Consider the following 16354-nt stretch of genomic DNA (forward strand, 5'->3'; position numbering starts at 1 on the left):
CTGGTGGTGCCCTCAGAAGGTGTAGCCGACCTGCGGACCCTTTTCCTCGAGCGTGTCGAGCAGGCGGGCCAGCGGTTTCAGTTCGGTGTAGCGGTTGGCGGTCTTGCGCACGTAATCCATCACGGTCGGCAGGTCGCCCATGTAGACGTTCTTGCCGTCGCGGTAGTTCAGGCGGCAGAACAGGCCGAGGATCTTCAGGTGGCGCTGCAGGGCCATGTATTCGAAGTCGCGGTAGAAGGCGTCGATGTCCGGATTGACCGGCAGGCCGGCCCCCTTGGCGCTCTGCCAGTAGCGCACCACCCAGTCCAGCACGAATTCCTCGTCCCACTGGATGTAGGCGTCGCGCAGCAGCGACGCCAGGTCGTAGGTGACCGGGCCGAACACGGCATCCTGGAAATCCAGCACGCCCGGATTGCCCTGGTCGAGGAACATCAGGTTGCGCGAGTGGAAATCGCGGTGCATGAACACCTGCTGCTGGGCCAGCACGTTGGCGGTGATCGCCTCGAACACTTTATCCAGCTGCGCCTGCTGGATGTCGTTCAGGGTGGCGTTCAGGTGGCGCCCGATGAACCACTCCGGGAACAGGTTCATTTCGCGCAGCACGAAGGCGCGGTCGAATTCCGGCAACACGCTCGGCTGGCTGGTCATCTGGAACTTGATCAGGGCGTCGACCGCGTCCGAGTACATGAAGGACGCGTTGTCGACGTCGAGGCGCTGCAGGTAGGTGGTGGTGCCGAGGTCGGACAGCAGCAGGAAGCCGTTGTCGACGTCGCGCGCGACGATCGCGGGCACGGTGACGCCGGCGTCGAACAGCAGGCCGGCGACGTGAATAAAGGCCGGCACGTTTTCGCGCTCGGGCGGGGCGTCCATGGCGATCAGGGTGGCGCCGAGCTTGTCCCGCAGCGCCGGCACGACGTCGAGGCGGTAGTAGCGGCGGAAGCTGGCATCGGACGAGGCAGGGCGCAGGCTCCCGGTGTCGACCAGGTCCAGGGTGCCGAGCCAGGCGGTCAGCTGGGCCAGCCGGGCATCTTTGTCAGGGGTCGAGGGAGAGGTGGAGGGCAGAGAAGACATGAAGCGTCCCGGTGATCCGGTCGGTGAGGAGTGAGCAGAAAGTGAGCACGGTGCCGCGCAGCGTTTGGGCGCACGGGGGCTGGATTGTAACGTTGAAGTTTAGAGCATGCTCCAGAGCATGGCAATCGGCAACCGTGCCTGCCCGATGCGTACGCTGCCACCGTTGTCGATGCGTTATCTTTGAGTCCGGTCAATCCATGCAGCCGGATTGCCATTGCCAGGCGCATCTAATCTTGCCGGTTGTAACATTTGTATCCAGTGATGCTCGGCGGGTCTTTTAAAATCAAAGACTTACGAGTGCACGGGCTGGCTGCAAGCGGCACCGCGCTCAGGCGTTTTTGCGACCCCGGCGCGGATATTCCCATATAATAAGGAATTCATTAGCAAAAATCGCCCTCCATGGTGCAACGCGACCTTTCATGAGCTGGATCTCGGCCCTACCTTTCCCGCCACGGCGCGCCGTCGCCTTGTCTGCACTCGTCTCCGTGGCCACGGGGCCGCTGCACGCCCAAACGGCGCCCGCCGTCGCCTCTGCCTTCGCGCGGCCTGCCGCTCCTGCCTCCACGCAGGCGTCGTCTGCTGCGGCGACTTCCCGTGCCGATGAGCAAAATCTGCCGGTCACCATGATGGCCGAGGAATTCACCGGCCGTCCGGACCGCGAACTGAACCTGTACCGCAACGTCGAGATCACGCGCGGCGCCACCGGCATCACCGCCGACACCGCCTGCTACCGGCGCGTCGAAGACGAGGTCACGGCCGAGGGCAACATCAACATGTGGCGCTTCGGCGACCGCTACAAGGGCGACGCCCTGCAGCTGAACCTCGAAACCGGCAAGGGGTGGGTGCGCAATCCGGCCTACCACCTGCACCTGAACAATGCGCAAGGCACCGCCCAGCGCATCGACTTCCTGGGCGAAGACCAGGCGGTGGTGGTGGACGGCACCTACAGCACCTGCGAAGGGCCGAACCCGGCCTGGTATCTGAAATCGAGCTCGCTGCGCCTGGACCAGGGCCGCGACATCGGCACCGCCGGCAAGACCGTGGTCTATTTCAAGGACGTGCCGATCCTCGGCACTCCGGCGCTGTCGTTCTCGCTGTCCGGTGCGCGCCGCTCGGGCTGGCTGCCGCCGACCGTCGGCTTCGGTTCCGGCGCCAAGGGTTCGGCCGAGCTGATGGTCCCGTATTACTTCAATATCGCTCCCAACCGCGACCTGACCGTGTTCCCGCGCTACATCGTCGAACGCGGCCTGCAGATGGGCGCGACCGGGCGTTACATCGGCGAGACCGCGGCCGGCATGTACAACGGCGAGACCCACCTCGAATTCCTGCCGAACGACCGCCTGGCGCACCGCGACCGCTGGTGGATCGACACCCTGCACAGCCAGGTACTGGCACCGGGCTGGACCTTCGGCTGGAATGCGCACGCCGCGTCCGACAACGAATACCCGTCCGACTTTTCGCGCACCGTGGCGGCCAGCGCCGAGCGCCAGCTGCTGCGCGAACTGCGCACCGATTACTTCGGCCAGTACTGGAGCCTGACCACGCGCGTGCAGAGCTACCAGGTGCTGCAGGACCCGGCATCGCGCACCAATCCGGCGCTGACCGTGCCGCGTCCGTACGACCGCCTGCCGCAGGTAAACTTCCACACCGGCCGCTACGACGTGCTGGGCGGCTTCGACTGGTCGCTGGATGCCGAGGCGGTGCGCTTCTCGCATCCGACCGACACCACGGTACAGGGCAACCGCGCCAACCTGGTCGGCTCGGTCAGCTATCCGATCGTGCGTCCGGGCTGGTTCTTCACGCCCAAGCTGCTGATGCACGCGACCAAGTACAGCCTCGAGAACAACTTCGATGCCGGCGGCAACAACCGCAACAACATCTCGCGCGTGCTGCCGACGGTGTCGCTGGACAGCGGCCTGGTGTTCGAGCGCGAAGCCTCGCTGTTCGGCCGCGCATCGACGCAGACCCTGGAGCCGCGCCTGTTCTACGTGCGCACGCCGTACAAGGACCAGAGCGCCATTCCGAACTTCGATACCGCTGTCGCCGGCTTCAACTACGCACAGCTGTTCACCGAAAACCGCTTCGTCGGCGCCGACAAGGTGTCGGATGCCAACCAGCTGACCGCTGCGCTGGTATCGCGCTTCATCGAGTCGAGCGGCATCGAGCGCATGCGCCTGGTGGTCGGCAACCGCTATTATTTCAGCGATCCGCGCGTGCGCCTGGATCCGACCGAAAAGCCGAACGTGACCCGTTCGGACGCGCTGCTGGCCGCATCCGGCCGCATTTCCGAGTCCTGGAGCTTCGACAGCGGCGTACAATACGATGCGCAGGCACGCAGCCTGTACAGCATGAACTACGGCGCGCAGTGGAGTCCGGCGCCGATGAAGGTGCTCAATGCCGAGTACCGTTACCAGCGCGACACCGTCACCACCTCCAGCGGCTTCCGCAACGTCGACGTGTCGGGCCAGTGGCCGCTGTCGGACCGCTGGTACGGCGTTACCCGGGTCAGCTATTCGATGCGCGACCGCAAGCTGCTCGAGAGCCTTATCGGGCTCGAGTACAAGGCGGACTGCTGGGTGTTCCGTGTCGGTGCCCAGCGCTTCGTGACCGCAGCCCAGACGACGTCGACGCCGGTCTTCTTCCAGCTCGAGCTGAGCGGCCTGTCGGGTCTCGGCCTGGGCAACAATCCGCTCGAGACGTTCAAAAAGAGCATTCCGGGCTACACCCGGCTGAACTCCAACGTAGGCCGCCCCTGAACGGGGCTATGGACAACTAGAACCCTGAATGAGTGCTTCCCTGACTATGCGTACCACCCAAATCAAGCTGGCGGCAGCCCTGCTGTGCGCCATCGCGGCCAACGATGTCCTGGCCCAGGCCGCCAAGCCTGCCGCCAAACCGGCCGCTGCCGCCGCCGCACCCGCCGCCAAGCCCTCGACCGGCTTCCTGCCGCCGGCGGCCAGCAACGCCAACGTGATCGACTCGGTCTACGTGATCGTCAACGACGAAGTCATCACCAATCGCGAAGTCGACCGCCGCATCAACGAATACACCCAGCGCGCGCGTGCCGCCAACATGCAGCTGCCGGCGCCGGACGACCTGCGCCGCCAGGCCGTGGAGGCCATGATCAGCGAACGCGCCCAGCTGCAGCTGGCCAAGGAAATGGGCGTGCGCGTGTCCGATACCGAACTCGACCGCGCCATCGGCCGCATCGCCGAAAGCCAGAAGATGAGCGTGCAGGAACTGCGCAACCAGGCGGAAAAGGAAGGCATGAGCTATGCCGCCTTCCGCGAGCAGATCCGCAACGAGATCATGATGAGCCGCCTGACCGACCACGAGGTCGACAGCAAGATTCAGGTGTCGGAAGCGGAAATCGACACCTACCTGGCCGCCGAAAAGGCCGCCGCCGCCGATCGCGTCGAGATGGACATCGCCCAGATCATGGTGCGCATCCCGGAAAACGCCTCGCCGGAACAGATCGCCGCCCGCAAGGCGCGCGCCGACGAAGTCGCGCGCCAGCTGCGCACCGGTGCCGACTTCGCCAAGATGGCCGCCACCTATTCCGACGCGCCGGACGCGCTGAAGGGCGGCGCGATCGGCTGGCGCGACCCGGCATCCCTGCCGACGCCGATCTCCAACGAACTGCGCAAGTTGAAGCCGGGCCAGTCGACCCAGGTCATCCGCGCCAACTTCGGCTTCCTGATCCTGAAGCTGAACGACGTGCGCAAGCTGGCGGCCGCGGAGCAGGCACAGGGCCCGGCCGCGGTGACCCAGACCCATGCCCGCCACATCATGCTGAAAGTGACGCCGACCCTGACCGAAGCCGACGCCCGCAAGCGCCTGGCCGAGTACAAGGCGAAAATCGACAGCAAGCAGGCCACCATGGAAGACCTGGCGCGCCAGTTCTCCCAGGACAGCTCGGCGGCCAAGGGTGGCGACATGGGCTGGCTGGAGCCGGAAGACACCGTGCCGGAACTCACGGCCGCGATGGATGCGCTGCAGCCGGGCCAGGTGTCGGACGTGGTCAAGTCGCCGTTCGGCCTGCACATCGTGCAAGTTATCGAGCGCAAGACCCAGGACACCGCCAAGGACCGCGAGCGTACCGCCGCCCGCCAGGTGCTGACCGAGCGCAAGCGCGGCGAAGCGCTGGAAGACTGGGCACGCCAGGTGCGCGACCGCGCCTACGTCGAGTTCCGCGAGGATAAGTAAGCGCATGGCTACGCCAGCATCGCGTCCTTCGCTGGCGCTCACGGTCGGCGAACCGGCCGGTATCGGCCCGGAAATCTCGATCCGCGCCGCCTGGGCGCTGCGCCACCAGGCGCGCTGCGTGCTGATCGGCGACGCCGCCTTCCTGTCGCTCACGGCCAGCCTGATCGATCCGGCGATCCGCCTGTCGGCGATCTCGACGCTGGCGCTGCGCCACAGCGGCCTGCCGCATTTCGGGCCGGACGTGATCCCGGTGATCGACGTGCCGCTCGACGCCCACGTGGTGCCGGGCCAGCTCGACGCCCGCAACGGCCGCGCGGTGCTGGCCACGCTCGATCTTGCGATCGAGGGCGTGGGCGCGGGGTGGTTCGACGCCATCGTCACCGCGCCGCTGCAGAAAAGCACCATCAACGACGCCGGCATCGTCTTTTCCGGCCACACGGAATACCTGGCCGACAAGACCGGCACGCCCAAGGTCGTCATGATGCTGGCCGGTTCGCCGGGCAGTGACGAGCCTTACCTGCGGGTGGCGCTGGCCACCACCCACCTGCCCCTGAAGGACGTGCCGGCGGCGCTCACGCGGGATAGCCTGACCCAGGTGCTGGACATCCTGCATGCCGACCTGGTCGCCAAGTTCGGCCTGGCGGCGCCGCGCATCCTGGTCACAGGCCTGAATCCGCATGCCGGCGAAAACGGCTACCTGGGCCGCGAAGAGATCGACGTGATCGAGCCGGTGCTCGAGGCGGCGCGCGCACGCGGCATCGACGCCCGCGGCCCGTATCCGGCCGACACCCTGTTCCAGCCCAAGTACCTGCGCGACGCCGACGCGGTGCTGGCCATGTACCACGACCAGGGCCTGCCGGTGCTCAAGCACGCCACCTTCGGGCGCGGCGTCAACATCACCCTCGGCCTGCCCCTGATCCGGACCTCGGTCGACCACGGCACCGCGCTCGACCTCGCCACCCAGGGACTGGGCCTGGCCGATTGCGGCAGCATGGAAGAGGCGATTCGCGTCGCCCTGTCCATGGCAGATGTGCAAAAATCGGCTCAAAACAACAAATAAGAACTTCATGAAACACGTAGCCCGCAAGCGCTTCGGCCAGAACTTCCTGACCGACGACCACGTCCTCAACGACATCATCGAGGCGATCGGCCCGCGCCAGGGCGATACCATGGTCGAGATCGGCCCCGGCCTGGCCGCGATGACCGCGCTGCTCCTGAAGGAGCTCAAGCACATGCACGTGGTCGAACTCGACCGCGACCTGGTGGCGCGCCTGGAAAAAGCCTATCCGCGCGAGCGCCTGACGGTGAATTCCGGCGACGCCCTGAAATTCGACTTTGGCAGCATTCCAGTCCCGGAAGGCAAGAAGCTGCGCGTGGTCGGCAACCTGCCGTACAACATCTCGAGCCCGCTGCTGTTCCACCTGGCCGAGTTCGCGCACCTGGTCGAAGACCAGCACTTCATGCTGCAGAAGGAAGTGGTCGAGCGCATGGTGGCCGAGCCCGGCACCAAGGCCTACAGCCGCCTGTCCGTGATGCTGCAATGGCGCTACGACATGGCGATGCTGTTCGTGGTGCCGCCGACCGCCTTCGACCCGCCGCCGCGTGTCGACTCCGCGATCGTGCGCATGGTCCCGACCAAGCGCCAGCTGCCGGCCGACGCCGCCACGCTGGAAGCGGTGGTCGCCAAGGCCTTCTCGCAGCGGCGCAAGGTGATCCGCAATTGCGTGGCCGGGATGTTCACCGAGCAGCAACTGATCGAGGTCGGCATCGATCCGGGTGCGCGTCCGGAAGCGGTGGGGCTGGAACAGTATGTGGCGCTGGCGAACCTGCTGAAGCCCGTCGCCTGATAGAAAGTTGTCCCCGCGTGCGCGGGGGCGACGGCAAGCCACTTCTGCCGCACTGCAGCATCCCGATTTCCCTGCCTTTTTACCTCTTCACGCCACGTTTTCGACCGTCCGTCGCACCCCGATGGCACCGCGGCGCGCATGCGCCTACAGTGACTCCATCGAAAGACGAAACACAGTCCAGAACCTGAACTGACACTGAAGGAGCGCACAATGAACATCCTCAAGAACATGGAAGCGATTTTCCTGGCAGCCGCCTTCCTGGCCGGCGTCACCAGCTACGCCAGCGCCGCCATCCCGGCCGCGCATGCCCGCTACAACGCCCAGGTCGCGATCGAAGGCCAGCAGATGGCCGTTGTCAAAGTCACCGCCAAGCGCCTGGGTAGCGCCGGCTGAGGCACGCAAGCGAAAAAAAAGCCCGCTTTTGAGGGCGGGCTTAAATCCAATTCTTTTCTGAGGAGAGTTGGAGGAGACAGATGCAGTATGCTGCATCACAGCATATCAGTCCAATTTTTGTTTGGAATATTTGATATAAGCTGGTTTCATATCTCCTCGACTCGCTTCAGGTCGGATTGTTGACGCAGCTGATCACGAAGTTCGATACCCCACCGGCCGTTTCCGCCGCCTGGTCCATCGTGCCTGCCCCGGTGCCGTTGGCGCCACCGCTGACCGTGCAGGTCTGGCCGGTCGGCTGGCTCAGGACGGTCACGCCGTAGGTGGTAGCGAACGTCACCGAGAACAAGGTGAGGTTCGTGATATCGGCGCCAGTCGGCTGGTTGTCGGTGCCGAGGACCGGCGACACCGATACGGGCGCCACGCCGCTACCGTTGGCCAGGCTCAGGCCAGTGGCGCGCAGGCCCGTCACCTTGGCAACCAGCGGATAGGCATTGATCGAGCAGGCATAGTTGATCTGGATCTTCGCCAGCTGGCCCGCAGTGCCGGTGATCGGCAGGCCGATCGGATAACCGGTGGCCGGCGAGCAAGTCTGGTGTTGCGGGTAGCTCACCGTGGTAACGGCTTTGCCATCGCTGCCGGTGGTGGTCACGGTTTTCGGCACCACGGTGTAGATCTCGCCGTACTCGATCCCGTTCGGGAAAACGGCATTGATCGTGGCCGGTGTCTTGGGATCGCCAGTGTAGTGGATGGGCAGTTCCTGGCCATTGGTGGTCAGGATCAGGCCGTCGTAGGACACGCCAGAGACCGAGACGTTGATCGGGAAGGTGGCCTTGCCGCCACCGCAGGATGCCAGCGTCAGCGTTGCCATCAGGGCCAGCGCGCCACGCGCAAAGGAAAACTTCATGTGCTTCTCTCCAGAATAATTAAGCGGGGCGTATCAGGCGCAATTCACGATAACGTTGTTGTTGTTCTGGTCGGTCGAGCCCATGGTGGCCGTGCCATTCTGGACGGTGCAGGTCTGGCCGCTCGGCTGGGTCAGGACTGTGACGCCGTAGGCGCCGTCTTCGTAGACCGGACTCATCTCCAGCGTGGTCGAGTTGGCCGGGACTTCCCTGCGGTCGGTGCCATTCACCACCACCAGGCCACTCGTGGTCAGACCCTGGATCTTGATGATGAACGGGTGCGTCTTGATTTCGCAAGACATACTGACCTGCGCGATCGTGTAATAGTTGGCGCGGGCCTTGCCATTAACAATCGTACAAGTCTTTACGTTCGACGGATATTGCTTGACCTCGATGTTGAATTCGTCATCGGTCGAGACCGCACGCGAAAACTGGAAGCTGGTCGCACCGGCCGGGATGACCAGGTCGTCGCCGCCGTTGTTGGTCAGGATCAGACCGGCCTTGGTCACGCCGCTGTAAATCGTGCCTTGCAACAGCAAATCGCCACTCCCGCCGCCGCATGCGGCCAGGCCCAGTGCGCATGCCAGCGCAACGCCGGCACGCAGGATCGAACTCTTCATAACTTCTCCAAAATGGACAGGATGTGGCGCGCGAGAAAGACTGCCGGCACCGCTGAGTAGAAAAATGCCCATCATTTTAGTGCATTTGCCAATCTGGGGCGCCATTTGCCATGCATTACCTTTGTATCACGGTGTAACCAACACTTGACACGGCGCAGCACCGTTGCATTTCGCAGCGGCCATCGTTATGCTGGACCCGCCTCGTCTTCATGCTTCCTGCATCCATCCTGCTACCCTGGCGTTTCAACATGACAAGCCCCCGTGCCTGGCCGAAGGCCATCCTGTTCGACCTGGACAACACCCTGTGGCCGATTTCGCCCGTGATCGTCCAGGCCGAGGAAAGCCTGTTCGCCTGGCTGCGCGAGCACGCGCCGCGCGTGGCCGAGCGCTTCACCATCGACGGCCTGCGTCAGGCGCGCCTGCAACTGCTGGCGCAACAGCCCGAATTCCACCTCGACCTGGGCAAGCTGCGCCGCGCCGGCCTGCATGCGGCGTTCCAGGAAGCGGGCGAGGATGCCGCCAAGGTGGAACTGGCGATGCTGCACTTTTTTGCCGCCCGCAACGCGGTCACGCCCTACGACGACGTGCTACCGGGCCTGTTGCGTTTGCAAGACAAACTGCTGGTCGGTTCGATCTCGAACGGCAATGCGGACTTGAAAGCGATCGGCCTGTCCCATCATTTCAAGGTGTCGGTGGCGGCGCACGAACTGGGCGTGGCCAAGCCGGACGCGGCGATCTTCCTGGAAGCCTGCCGGCAGCTCGGCGTGGCGCCCGAGGATGCGGTGTACGTCGGCGACGACGTGCTGCTCGACGTGCAGGGCGCCCAGCGCGCCGGCCTGCGCGCGGTATGGATGAACCGCACCGGATCGACCAGCCACCTGGAACACGAGGTGGTGCCGGATGCGATCGTGCGCGATTTCGACGAGCTGCTGGCCTGGCTCGAGCACCAACACGCGCACACTAAATAAGGCCGCGATCACTGCACGCCCGGCATGTGAACAGGCATAATGACATCTGAATAACGTACCGCGATGACCTGCAAGCGCGGATTTCTTCCGCCTCGTTCTAAATTATGCAACTCGATAATCGTGCCCAAACCCTGCTGAAAGCCCTGGTCGAGCGCTACATCGCCGATGGCCAGCCGGTCGGTTCGCGCGCGCTGTCGAAGATTTCCGGGCTGGACCTGTCGCCGGCCACGATCCGCAACATCATGGCCGACCTCGAAGAGATGGGCTATGTGGCCAGCCCGCACACCTCGGCCGGGCGCGTCCCCACGCCGCGCGGCTACCGCCTGTTCGTCGACACCCTCCTGACCGTGCGCCAGATCGACGAGAACGCGGTCGAGGCCGGCATGCGCCTGCCGGCGCACCAGCCGCAAAAAGTCATCGCCAACGCGGCGCAGATGCTGTCGTCCTTGTCGCAGTTCGCCGGGGTGGTGCAGAGTCCGCGGCGCGAGTCGATCTTCCAGCAGATCGAATTCCTGCGCCTGTCCGAAAAGCGCATCCTGCTGGTCATCGTCGACCCGCGCGGCGACGTCCAGAACCGCCTGCTGCTGACCGACGTCGATTATTCGCCGGCGCAGCTGACGCAATCGGCCAATTACCTGAACCAGAATTTCGCCGGCCTGACCTTCGACCAGGTGCGCGGCCGCCTCACCGGCGAGCTGCGCCAGCTGCGCGACGACATGGGACAGCTGATGCAGACGGCGGTCGAGGCCGGCAGCGAAGCGATGCAGGAAGGCGAGGGCATGGTCATCGCCGGCGAGCGCAACCTGCTGTCGGTGACCGATCTCTCATCCAACATGAGCTCGCTGCGCCAGATGTTCGAGATGTTCGAGCAAAAGACCGGGCTGATGCAGCTGCTGGACGTGTCCAGCAAGGCCGGCGGCGTGCAGATCTTCATCGGCGGCGAATCCAAGCTGGTGCCGATGGACGAAATGAGCGTGGTGACCGCGCCCTACGAGGTCAACGGCAAGATCGTCGGCACGCTCGGGGTGATCGGGCCGACCCGGATGGCCTACGAGCGCGTGATTCCGATCGTGGACATCACGGCCAAGCTGCTGTCGAACGCGCTCAGCCATTCCTGACTGCAGGCGGCGTAAAAAAACCACCCGGAGGTGGTTTTTTTGCATCTATTTTGTTTCCAGTTATGTCAGTGCCGGTGCGGGCAATCCGTCTTCACGCAATTGCCATAGATTGCCAGCGCGTGTTCGGTAATCTTGAAACCGCGCTCCAGCGCAATCTTTTGCTGGCGCGATTCGATTTCCTCGTCATAGAACTCTTCCACGTGGCCACAGTCTAGACAGACGAGGTGGTCGTGGTGCGAGCCGGCGTTCAGTTCGTAGATCGCCTTGCCGGTTTCGAAGTGGTTGCGGTTCAGAAGTCCGGCCTGCTCGAACTGGGTCAGGACACGATAAACAGTTGCCAAGCCGACATCCATGTTTTCGTTCAGCAGGGTTTTATAGACGTCTTCCGCCGTCAGGTGCCGGACCGCGCTGTTCTGGAAAATTTCGAGGATTTTCAGGCGCGGCAGAGTCGCTTTCAGGCCGCTGGCCTTCAGGTCGGTTGGGTTGTTGCTCATGTTTTGTTACTCGGATATGGGCGGAGTGCTTTATGATATAGCGTTTTCCGAGCGCCCGCTCGATCATTCAGGCCTGGTTTACGAGCTTTCGCTCACTTGTTTTGGGATTAGATATGCGCATCAAGAATGCCGTTTTCCATCGTTTCCACGTGCGCCCAGCGCTCGTGGCAGGTGTCGCCTGCACGGCGCTGCTGCTGTCGGGTTGCGCATCCTGGCGTAACCAGACCAAGCCGGCAGCGCCGGTGAGCACCGCGCCGACCGCGGTCGCCGCCGACGCCGACAAGGCTGCGGCAGCCGCAAACTCCGGTGCCCAGACCACCCGCGTCACCAAGCTGCAGAAATTCCTGTGGGTGTTCTCGCCCTACCGTCCGGACATCCAGCAAGGCAACTTCGTGTCCGAAGAAATGATCAAGCAACTGAAGCCCGGCCAGACCCGCGACCAGGTCAAGTTCGTGCTCGGCACCCCGCTGCTGACCGACACCTTCCACCGCGACCGCTGGGATTACCCGTTCTACCTGGCGCGCGGCAATGGCGAGCTGACCACCAGCCGCGTGACCGTGTATTTCAAGGATGACAAGGTCGACCACTTCGACGGCGGCAACCTGCCGAGCGAGCGCGACTACATCAATCGCCTGATCGGCATCTCGAAGTGGGAGCAGAAGAGCGCGGAAGAAGACATCGACGACATCAAGCGCAAGCAGGAAAAAGCAGCAAAAGGAGAGTAAGGCATGACCCAGTTAAAAATCGCAGTGGCCGGTGCCAGCGGCCGCATGGGCCGCATGCTGATCGAAGCCATCGCCGCCGCACCCGATGCGGTCCTTTCCGGCGCACTCGACCGCGAGGGCTCGCCCTTCATCGGGTCGGATGCCGGCGCCTTTTCGGGCCAACTGACCGGCGTCATCATCCAGTCGGACCTGGACAAGGGCCTGGACGGCGCCGACTACCTGATCGACTTCACCCGCCCGGAAGGCACGCTGCGCCACCTCGAGGTGTGTGCCGAGAAGGGCATCAAGGTCATCATCGGCACCACCGGTTTCGATGACGGAGGCAAGGCCGCGATTCGCGCCGCCGCCGACAAGACCGCGGTCGTGTTCGCGCCGAACATGAGCATCGGCGTGAACGTCACGCTGAAGTTGCTGGAAATGGCTGCGAAGAACTTCGCGGAAGGCTACGACATCGAGATCATCGAAGCCCACCACCGCCACAAGGTCGACGCCCCGTCCGGCACTGCGCTTAAAATGGGCGAAGTGATCGCCGACGCGCTCGGCCGCGACCTGAAGGAATGCGCCGTCTACGGCCGCGAAGGCGTGACCGGCGAGCGCGACCCGTCGACCATCGGTTTCGCCACCGTGCGCGGCGGCGACATCGTCGGCGACCACACGGTGCTGTTCGCCGGCACCGGCGAGCGCATCGAGATCAGCCACAAGTCGAGCAGCCGCGTCAGCTACGCCCAGGGCTCGCTGCGCGCCGCGCGCTTCCTGGCCGACAAGCCGACCGGCTACTACGACATGCAAGATGTGCTGGGCCTGAAAGCCTGACCGCCTGACGCGCCCCGCGCGCGACGCCCGCCGAACTGGACGGCTTGACCGGCAATCTGCTGGCATACTGACCGGGACGGCGGGCGTTTCTATTGTTACCGCTAGTACACAGCATCTGTTCCAAGTTATTCCCGAGAGGAGACCCGCCATGCCCACCGTCGAACTGAACGGCGCCGCCATCACCGACGCAGAAAGCTTCCACATCGAAAGCGCCCACGCCTTCGGCTTCCCGGACTCGTATCCGCACACCATGGATTCCTGGGTAGACTGCCTCAGCTACCTGCGCGACGAAGACGGCATGAGCAGCATCCGCCTCAAGCCGGACGAAACCCTGCACATCGTGGTCACCCACTCGGAAGCCCTGAGGGAACGCGCCGAGGACGTGCTGGAAGAGATGGCGTTCTGCATCATCGGCATCAACGAGCGTTACGAAGACTACGGCGAGAAGCCGGCGCTGGAACTCGAACTGCGCTAGGTCCCGCCACCCATCCCGGTGGACCTATGTGCCGGTATAATGTTCTGCTCACCTCCATTCAGTCCGCAGAACATCATGCAAGATAAATATAGTCCAGCCGAAGTCGAACAGGCCGCCCAGGCCTACTGGAAGTCGATCGACGCCTATAAAGCGGTCGAACACGACCCGCGTTTCCCAAAAGGCAAGTATTACGCCTGCTCGATGCTGCCTTACCCGTCGGGCAAGCTGCACATGGGTCACGTGCGCAACTATACGATCAACGACGTGATGTACCGCTACCTGCGGATGAACGGCTACAACGTGCTGATGCCGATGGGCTGGGACGCCTTCGGCATGCCCGCCGAGAATGCGGCGATGGCCAATAACGTACCGCCGGCGGAATGGACCTATTCGAACATCGCGCACATGCGCAGCCAGATGGAGTCGATGGGCCTGGCCATCGACTGGTCGCGCGAGATGACCGCCTGCAAGCCGGAATACTACAAGTGGAACCAGTGGATGTTCCTCAAAATGCTCGAGAAGGGCATCATCTACCAGAAGACCGGCACCGTGAACTGGGACCCGGTCGACCAGACCGTGCTCGCCAACGAGCAGGTGGTGGACGGCAAGGGCTGGCGTTCGGGCGCGCCGATCGAGAAGCGCGAAATCCCGATGTACTACGTGCGCATCACCGACTACGCCGAAGAGTTGCTCGACTACGTCGACAACAAGCTGCCGGGCTGGCCGGAGCGCGTGCGCATCATGCAGGCCAACTGGATAGGCAAATCGGTCGGCGTGCGCTTCGCCTTCCCGCACGTGATCACCGACGATGCCGGTGAGCCGATCAACGACGGCAAGCTGTACGTCTTCACCACCCGCGCCGACACCATCATGGGCGTGACCTTCTGCGCGGTCGCCGCCGAGCACCCGCTGGCGGCCCAGGCCGCCAAGAACAATCCGGAACTGCAGGCCTTCATCGCCGAGTGCAAGCTGGGTTCCGTGATCGAAGCCGACATGGCGACCATGGAAAAGAAGGGCATGCCGACCGGCCTGACCGTCATCCATCCGATCACCGGCGAAGAAGTGCCGGTCTGGGTCGGCAACTACGTGCTGATGACCTACGGCGACGGCGCCGTGATGGGCGTGCCGGCCCACGACGAGCGCGACTTCGCGTTCGCCAAAAAATATGACCTGCCGATCAAGCAGGTGGTCGCCGTCGAGGGCGAGACCTTCTCGCTGGACGGCTGGCAGGAGTGGTACGGCGACAAGGAACGCGGCGTCATCGTCAACTCGGGCCACTACGACGGCCTGGACTACATCGCCGCCGTCAACGCGGTGTCGGGCGACCTGGCCGAGAAGGGCCTGGGCGACAAGAAGGTCACCTTCCGCCTGCGCGACTGGGGCATCTCGCGCCAGCGCTACTGGGGCACGCCGATCCCGATGATCCACTGCGAGTCCTGCGGCACCGTGCCGGTCCCTGAAAAAGACTTGCCGGTGGTGCTGCCGGAAGACTGCGTCCCGGACGGCAGCGGCAACCCGCTTAAAAAACACGAAGCCTTCCTGAAGGTCGACTGCCCGTGCTGCGGCAAGCCGGCGCGCCGCGAGACGGATACGATGGACACCTTCATCGACTCGTCCTGGTACTACATGCGCTATACCTCGCCGGGTTCGAACGACGCGATGGTCGACCCGGCCCGCAACGATTACTGGATGCCGATGGACCAGTACATCGGCGGCATCGAACACGCCGTGCTGCACCTGCTGTACGCGCGCTTCTGGACCAAGGTGATGCGCGACTTCGGCCTCGTCAAATTCGACGAGCCCTTCGTCAACCTGCTCACCCAAGGCATGGTGCTGAACGAGACCTACTACCGCGAGGATGCGGCGGGCAAGAAGACCTGGTTCAACCCGGCCGACGTCGACCTGGTGTTCGACGACCGCGGCCGTCCGCAGGCCGCCGCACTGAAGCTTGATGGCGCCCCGGTCATCATTGGCGGCACCGAGAAGATGTCGAAATCGAAGAACAACGGCATCGACCCGGCAGCGCAGATCGAGCAGTACGGCGCCGACACCGCGCGCCTGTTCACCATGTTCGCGGCGCCGCCGGAGCAGACGCTGGAATGGTCGGAATCGGGCGTGGAAGGCGCGAGCCGCTTCCTGCGCCGCGTCTGGGCCTTCGCCTACGCCCAGCGCGAGCGCGTCGCCGCCAGCCTGGCCGCACAGCAGCAAGGCACGCTGGATGACGCCCAGAAGACCTTGCGCCGCGAAGTCCATAAAGTGCTGCAGCAGGCCGACTACGACCTGAAGCGCATCCAGTACAACACCGTGGTGTCGGCCTGCATGAAGATGCTGAATACCCTGGAGTCGGCCAAGCTGGCGGAAGGGGCGGCGAGCGACGCCGTGATCGCCGAAGGCCTGTCGATCTTCCTGCGCATGCTGAACCCGGTGGCGCCGCACATCACCCACGCGCTGTGGACGGAACTCGGCTATGCCGCCAAGTATGGCGACATCCTCGACGTGCAGTGGCCGGCGGTCGACCCGGCGGCGCTGGAACAGTCCGAAATCGAGATGATGATCCAGGTGAACGGCAAGCTGCGCGGCTCGGTCAAGGTCGCCAAGGATGCCGACAAGGCCGCCATCGAAGCTGCCGCCCTGGCGTCGGAAGCGGTGCAGAAGTTCGTCGAAGGCACGCCGAAGAAGGTCATCGTCGTCCCCGGCAAACTGATCAACATCGTGGTGTAAG

General features: G+C 64.0%; 15 protein-coding genes. 11 read left to right on the forward strand and 4 right to left on the reverse strand.

The features are described from left to right. Positions 1-12 precede the first annotated feature (12 nt). The gene (locus U1H99_RS00550) at positions 13-1071 is read right to left on the reverse strand and encodes an aminoglycoside phosphotransferase family protein (RefSeq protein ID WP_323139841.1); all 1059 of its coding nucleotides are present in this window, start codon (positions 1069-1071) and stop codon (positions 13-15) included. 419 nt (positions 1072-1490) lie between these two features. On the opposite strand from U1H99_RS00550, the gene U1H99_RS00555 reads away from it, so the two are divergent. The 5 genes from U1H99_RS00555 (at position 1491) to U1H99_RS00575 (ending at position 7517) form a co-directional block, all read left to right on the forward strand. Beyond that, a complete protein-coding gene (locus U1H99_RS00555) occupies positions 1491-3827 on the forward strand; it encodes an LPS-assembly protein LptD (protein WP_323139842.1) in 2337 nt (778 codons plus the stop codon). Positions 3828-3873: 46 nt separating this feature from the next. Next, positions 3874-5277, forward strand: a complete 1404-nt coding sequence (locus U1H99_RS00560) for a peptidylprolyl isomerase (protein ID WP_323139843.1) — start codon at positions 3874-3876, stop codon at positions 5275-5277. A gap of 4 nt (positions 5278-5281) precedes the next feature. After that, on the forward strand, positions 5282-6337 hold the full coding sequence (gene pdxA / locus U1H99_RS00565; protein ID WP_323139844.1) for a 4-hydroxythreonine-4-phosphate dehydrogenase PdxA: 1056 nt from the start codon (positions 5282-5284) through the stop codon (positions 6335-6337). 7 nt (positions 6338-6344) lie between these two features. Further along, a complete protein-coding gene (rsmA, locus tag U1H99_RS00570) occupies positions 6345-7124 on the forward strand; it encodes a 16S rRNA (adenine(1518)-N(6)/adenine(1519)-N(6))-dimethyltransferase RsmA (RefSeq protein ID WP_323139845.1) in 780 nt (259 codons plus the stop codon). Positions 7125-7334: 210 nt separating this feature from the next. After that, positions 7335-7517: a hypothetical protein gene (locus U1H99_RS00575; RefSeq protein ID WP_323139846.1), complete on the forward strand. Its 183-nt coding sequence runs from the start codon at positions 7335-7337 to the stop codon at positions 7515-7517. A gap of 166 nt (positions 7518-7683) precedes the next feature. Here the strand turns inward: U1H99_RS00575 and U1H99_RS00580 are convergent, their stop codons facing one another. Both U1H99_RS00580 and U1H99_RS00585 read right to left on the reverse strand, forming a co-directional pair. Then, positions 7684-8421 carry a hypothetical protein gene (locus U1H99_RS00580; RefSeq protein ID WP_323139847.1) on the reverse strand — a complete coding sequence of 246 codons (738 nt, stop codon included), beginning with the start codon at positions 8419-8421 and terminating at the stop codon, positions 7684-7686. A gap of 33 nt (positions 8422-8454) precedes the next feature. Next, on the reverse strand, positions 8455-9039 hold the full coding sequence (locus tag U1H99_RS00585) for a hypothetical protein (protein ID WP_323139848.1): 585 nt from the start codon (positions 9037-9039) through the stop codon (positions 8455-8457). 248 nt (positions 9040-9287) lie between these two features. Here U1H99_RS00585 and U1H99_RS00590 point away from each other — a divergent pair, with 248 nt between their 5' ends. Together U1H99_RS00590 and hrcA are read left to right on the forward strand one after the other, a co-directional pair. Further along, positions 9288-10007, forward strand: a complete 720-nt coding sequence (locus U1H99_RS00590; protein ID WP_323139849.1) for an HAD family hydrolase — start codon at positions 9288-9290, stop codon at positions 10005-10007. Positions 10008-10111: 104 nt separating this feature from the next. Continuing rightward, positions 10112-11125, forward strand: coding sequence for a heat-inducible transcriptional repressor HrcA (gene hrcA, locus U1H99_RS00595; RefSeq protein ID WP_323139850.1), 1014 nt, complete (start codon positions 10112-10114; stop codon positions 11123-11125). A 65-nt stretch (positions 11126-11190) separates the two neighbouring features. On the opposite strand, the gene fur is transcribed toward hrcA, so the two are convergent. Next, on the reverse strand, positions 11191-11619 hold the full coding sequence (fur, locus tag U1H99_RS00600; protein ID WP_141831311.1) for a ferric iron uptake transcriptional regulator: 429 nt from the start codon (positions 11617-11619) through the stop codon (positions 11191-11193). 113 nt (positions 11620-11732) lie between these two features. On the opposite strand from fur, the gene U1H99_RS00605 reads away from it, so the two are divergent. The 4 genes from U1H99_RS00605 (at position 11733) to leuS (ending at position 16353) form a co-directional block, all read left to right on the forward strand. After that, entirely contained in the window at positions 11733-12344 is a 612-nt protein-coding gene (locus U1H99_RS00605; RefSeq protein WP_323139851.1) for an outer membrane protein assembly factor BamE, read from the forward strand. Between the two features lie 3 nt (positions 12345-12347). Continuing rightward, positions 12348-13157 carry a 4-hydroxy-tetrahydrodipicolinate reductase gene (gene dapB, locus U1H99_RS00610; RefSeq protein WP_323139852.1) on the forward strand — a complete coding sequence of 270 codons (810 nt, stop codon included), beginning with the start codon at positions 12348-12350 and terminating at the stop codon, positions 13155-13157. Between the two features lie 148 nt (positions 13158-13305). Next, a complete protein-coding gene (locus tag U1H99_RS00615) occupies positions 13306-13632 on the forward strand; it encodes a barstar family protein (protein ID WP_323139853.1) in 327 nt (108 codons plus the stop codon). 75 nt (positions 13633-13707) lie between these two features. Then, positions 13708-16353, forward strand: a complete 2646-nt coding sequence (leuS, locus tag U1H99_RS00620) for a leucine--tRNA ligase (RefSeq protein WP_323139854.1) — start codon at positions 13708-13710, stop codon at positions 16351-16353. Position 16354: the final 1 nt, after the last annotated feature.

Source organism: Massilia phyllosphaerae, from assembly GCF_034659755.1.
GTDB lineage: Bacteria > Pseudomonadota > Gammaproteobacteria > Burkholderiales > Burkholderiaceae_D > Telluria > Telluria phyllosphaerae.

Excerpts from the sequence above, each read along its gene's own strand:
- U1H99_RS00550 (WP_323139841.1), bottom strand. The coding sequence starts at position 1,071 with ATGTCTTCTCTGCCCTCCACCTCTCCCTCGACCCCTGACAAAGATGCC.
- U1H99_RS00555 (WP_323139842.1), top strand. The coding sequence starts at position 1,491 with ATGAGCTGGATCTCGGCCCTACCTTTCCCGCCACGGCGCGCCGTCGCC.
- U1H99_RS00560 (WP_323139843.1), top strand. The coding sequence starts at position 3,874 with ATGCGTACCACCCAAATCAAGCTGGCGGCAGCCCTGCTGTGCGCCATC.
- pdxA (WP_323139844.1), top strand. The coding sequence starts at position 5,282 with ATGGCTACGCCAGCATCGCGTCCTTCGCTGGCGCTCACGGTCGGCGAA.
- rsmA (WP_323139845.1), top strand. The coding sequence starts at position 6,345 with ATGAAACACGTAGCCCGCAAGCGCTTCGGCCAGAACTTCCTGACCGAC.
- U1H99_RS00575 (WP_323139846.1), top strand. The coding sequence starts at position 7,335 with ATGAACATCCTCAAGAACATGGAAGCGATTTTCCTGGCAGCCGCCTTC.
- U1H99_RS00580 (WP_323139847.1), bottom strand. The coding sequence starts at position 8,421 with ATGAAGTTTTCCTTTGCGCGTGGCGCGCTGGCCCTGATGGCAACGCTG.
- U1H99_RS00585 (WP_323139848.1), bottom strand. The coding sequence starts at position 9,039 with ATGAAGAGTTCGATCCTGCGTGCCGGCGTTGCGCTGGCATGCGCACTG.
- U1H99_RS00590 (WP_323139849.1), top strand. The coding sequence starts at position 9,288 with ATGACAAGCCCCCGTGCCTGGCCGAAGGCCATCCTGTTCGACCTGGAC.
- hrcA (WP_323139850.1), top strand. The coding sequence starts at position 10,112 with ATGCAACTCGATAATCGTGCCCAAACCCTGCTGAAAGCCCTGGTCGAG.
- fur (WP_141831311.1), bottom strand. The coding sequence starts at position 11,619 with ATGAGCAACAACCCAACCGACCTGAAGGCCAGCGGCCTGAAAGCGACT.
- U1H99_RS00605 (WP_323139851.1), top strand. The coding sequence starts at position 11,733 with ATGCGCATCAAGAATGCCGTTTTCCATCGTTTCCACGTGCGCCCAGCG.
- dapB (WP_323139852.1), top strand. The coding sequence starts at position 12,348 with ATGACCCAGTTAAAAATCGCAGTGGCCGGTGCCAGCGGCCGCATGGGC.
- U1H99_RS00615 (WP_323139853.1), top strand. The coding sequence starts at position 13,306 with ATGCCCACCGTCGAACTGAACGGCGCCGCCATCACCGACGCAGAAAGC.
- leuS (WP_323139854.1), top strand. The coding sequence starts at position 13,708 with ATGCAAGATAAATATAGTCCAGCCGAAGTCGAACAGGCCGCCCAGGCC.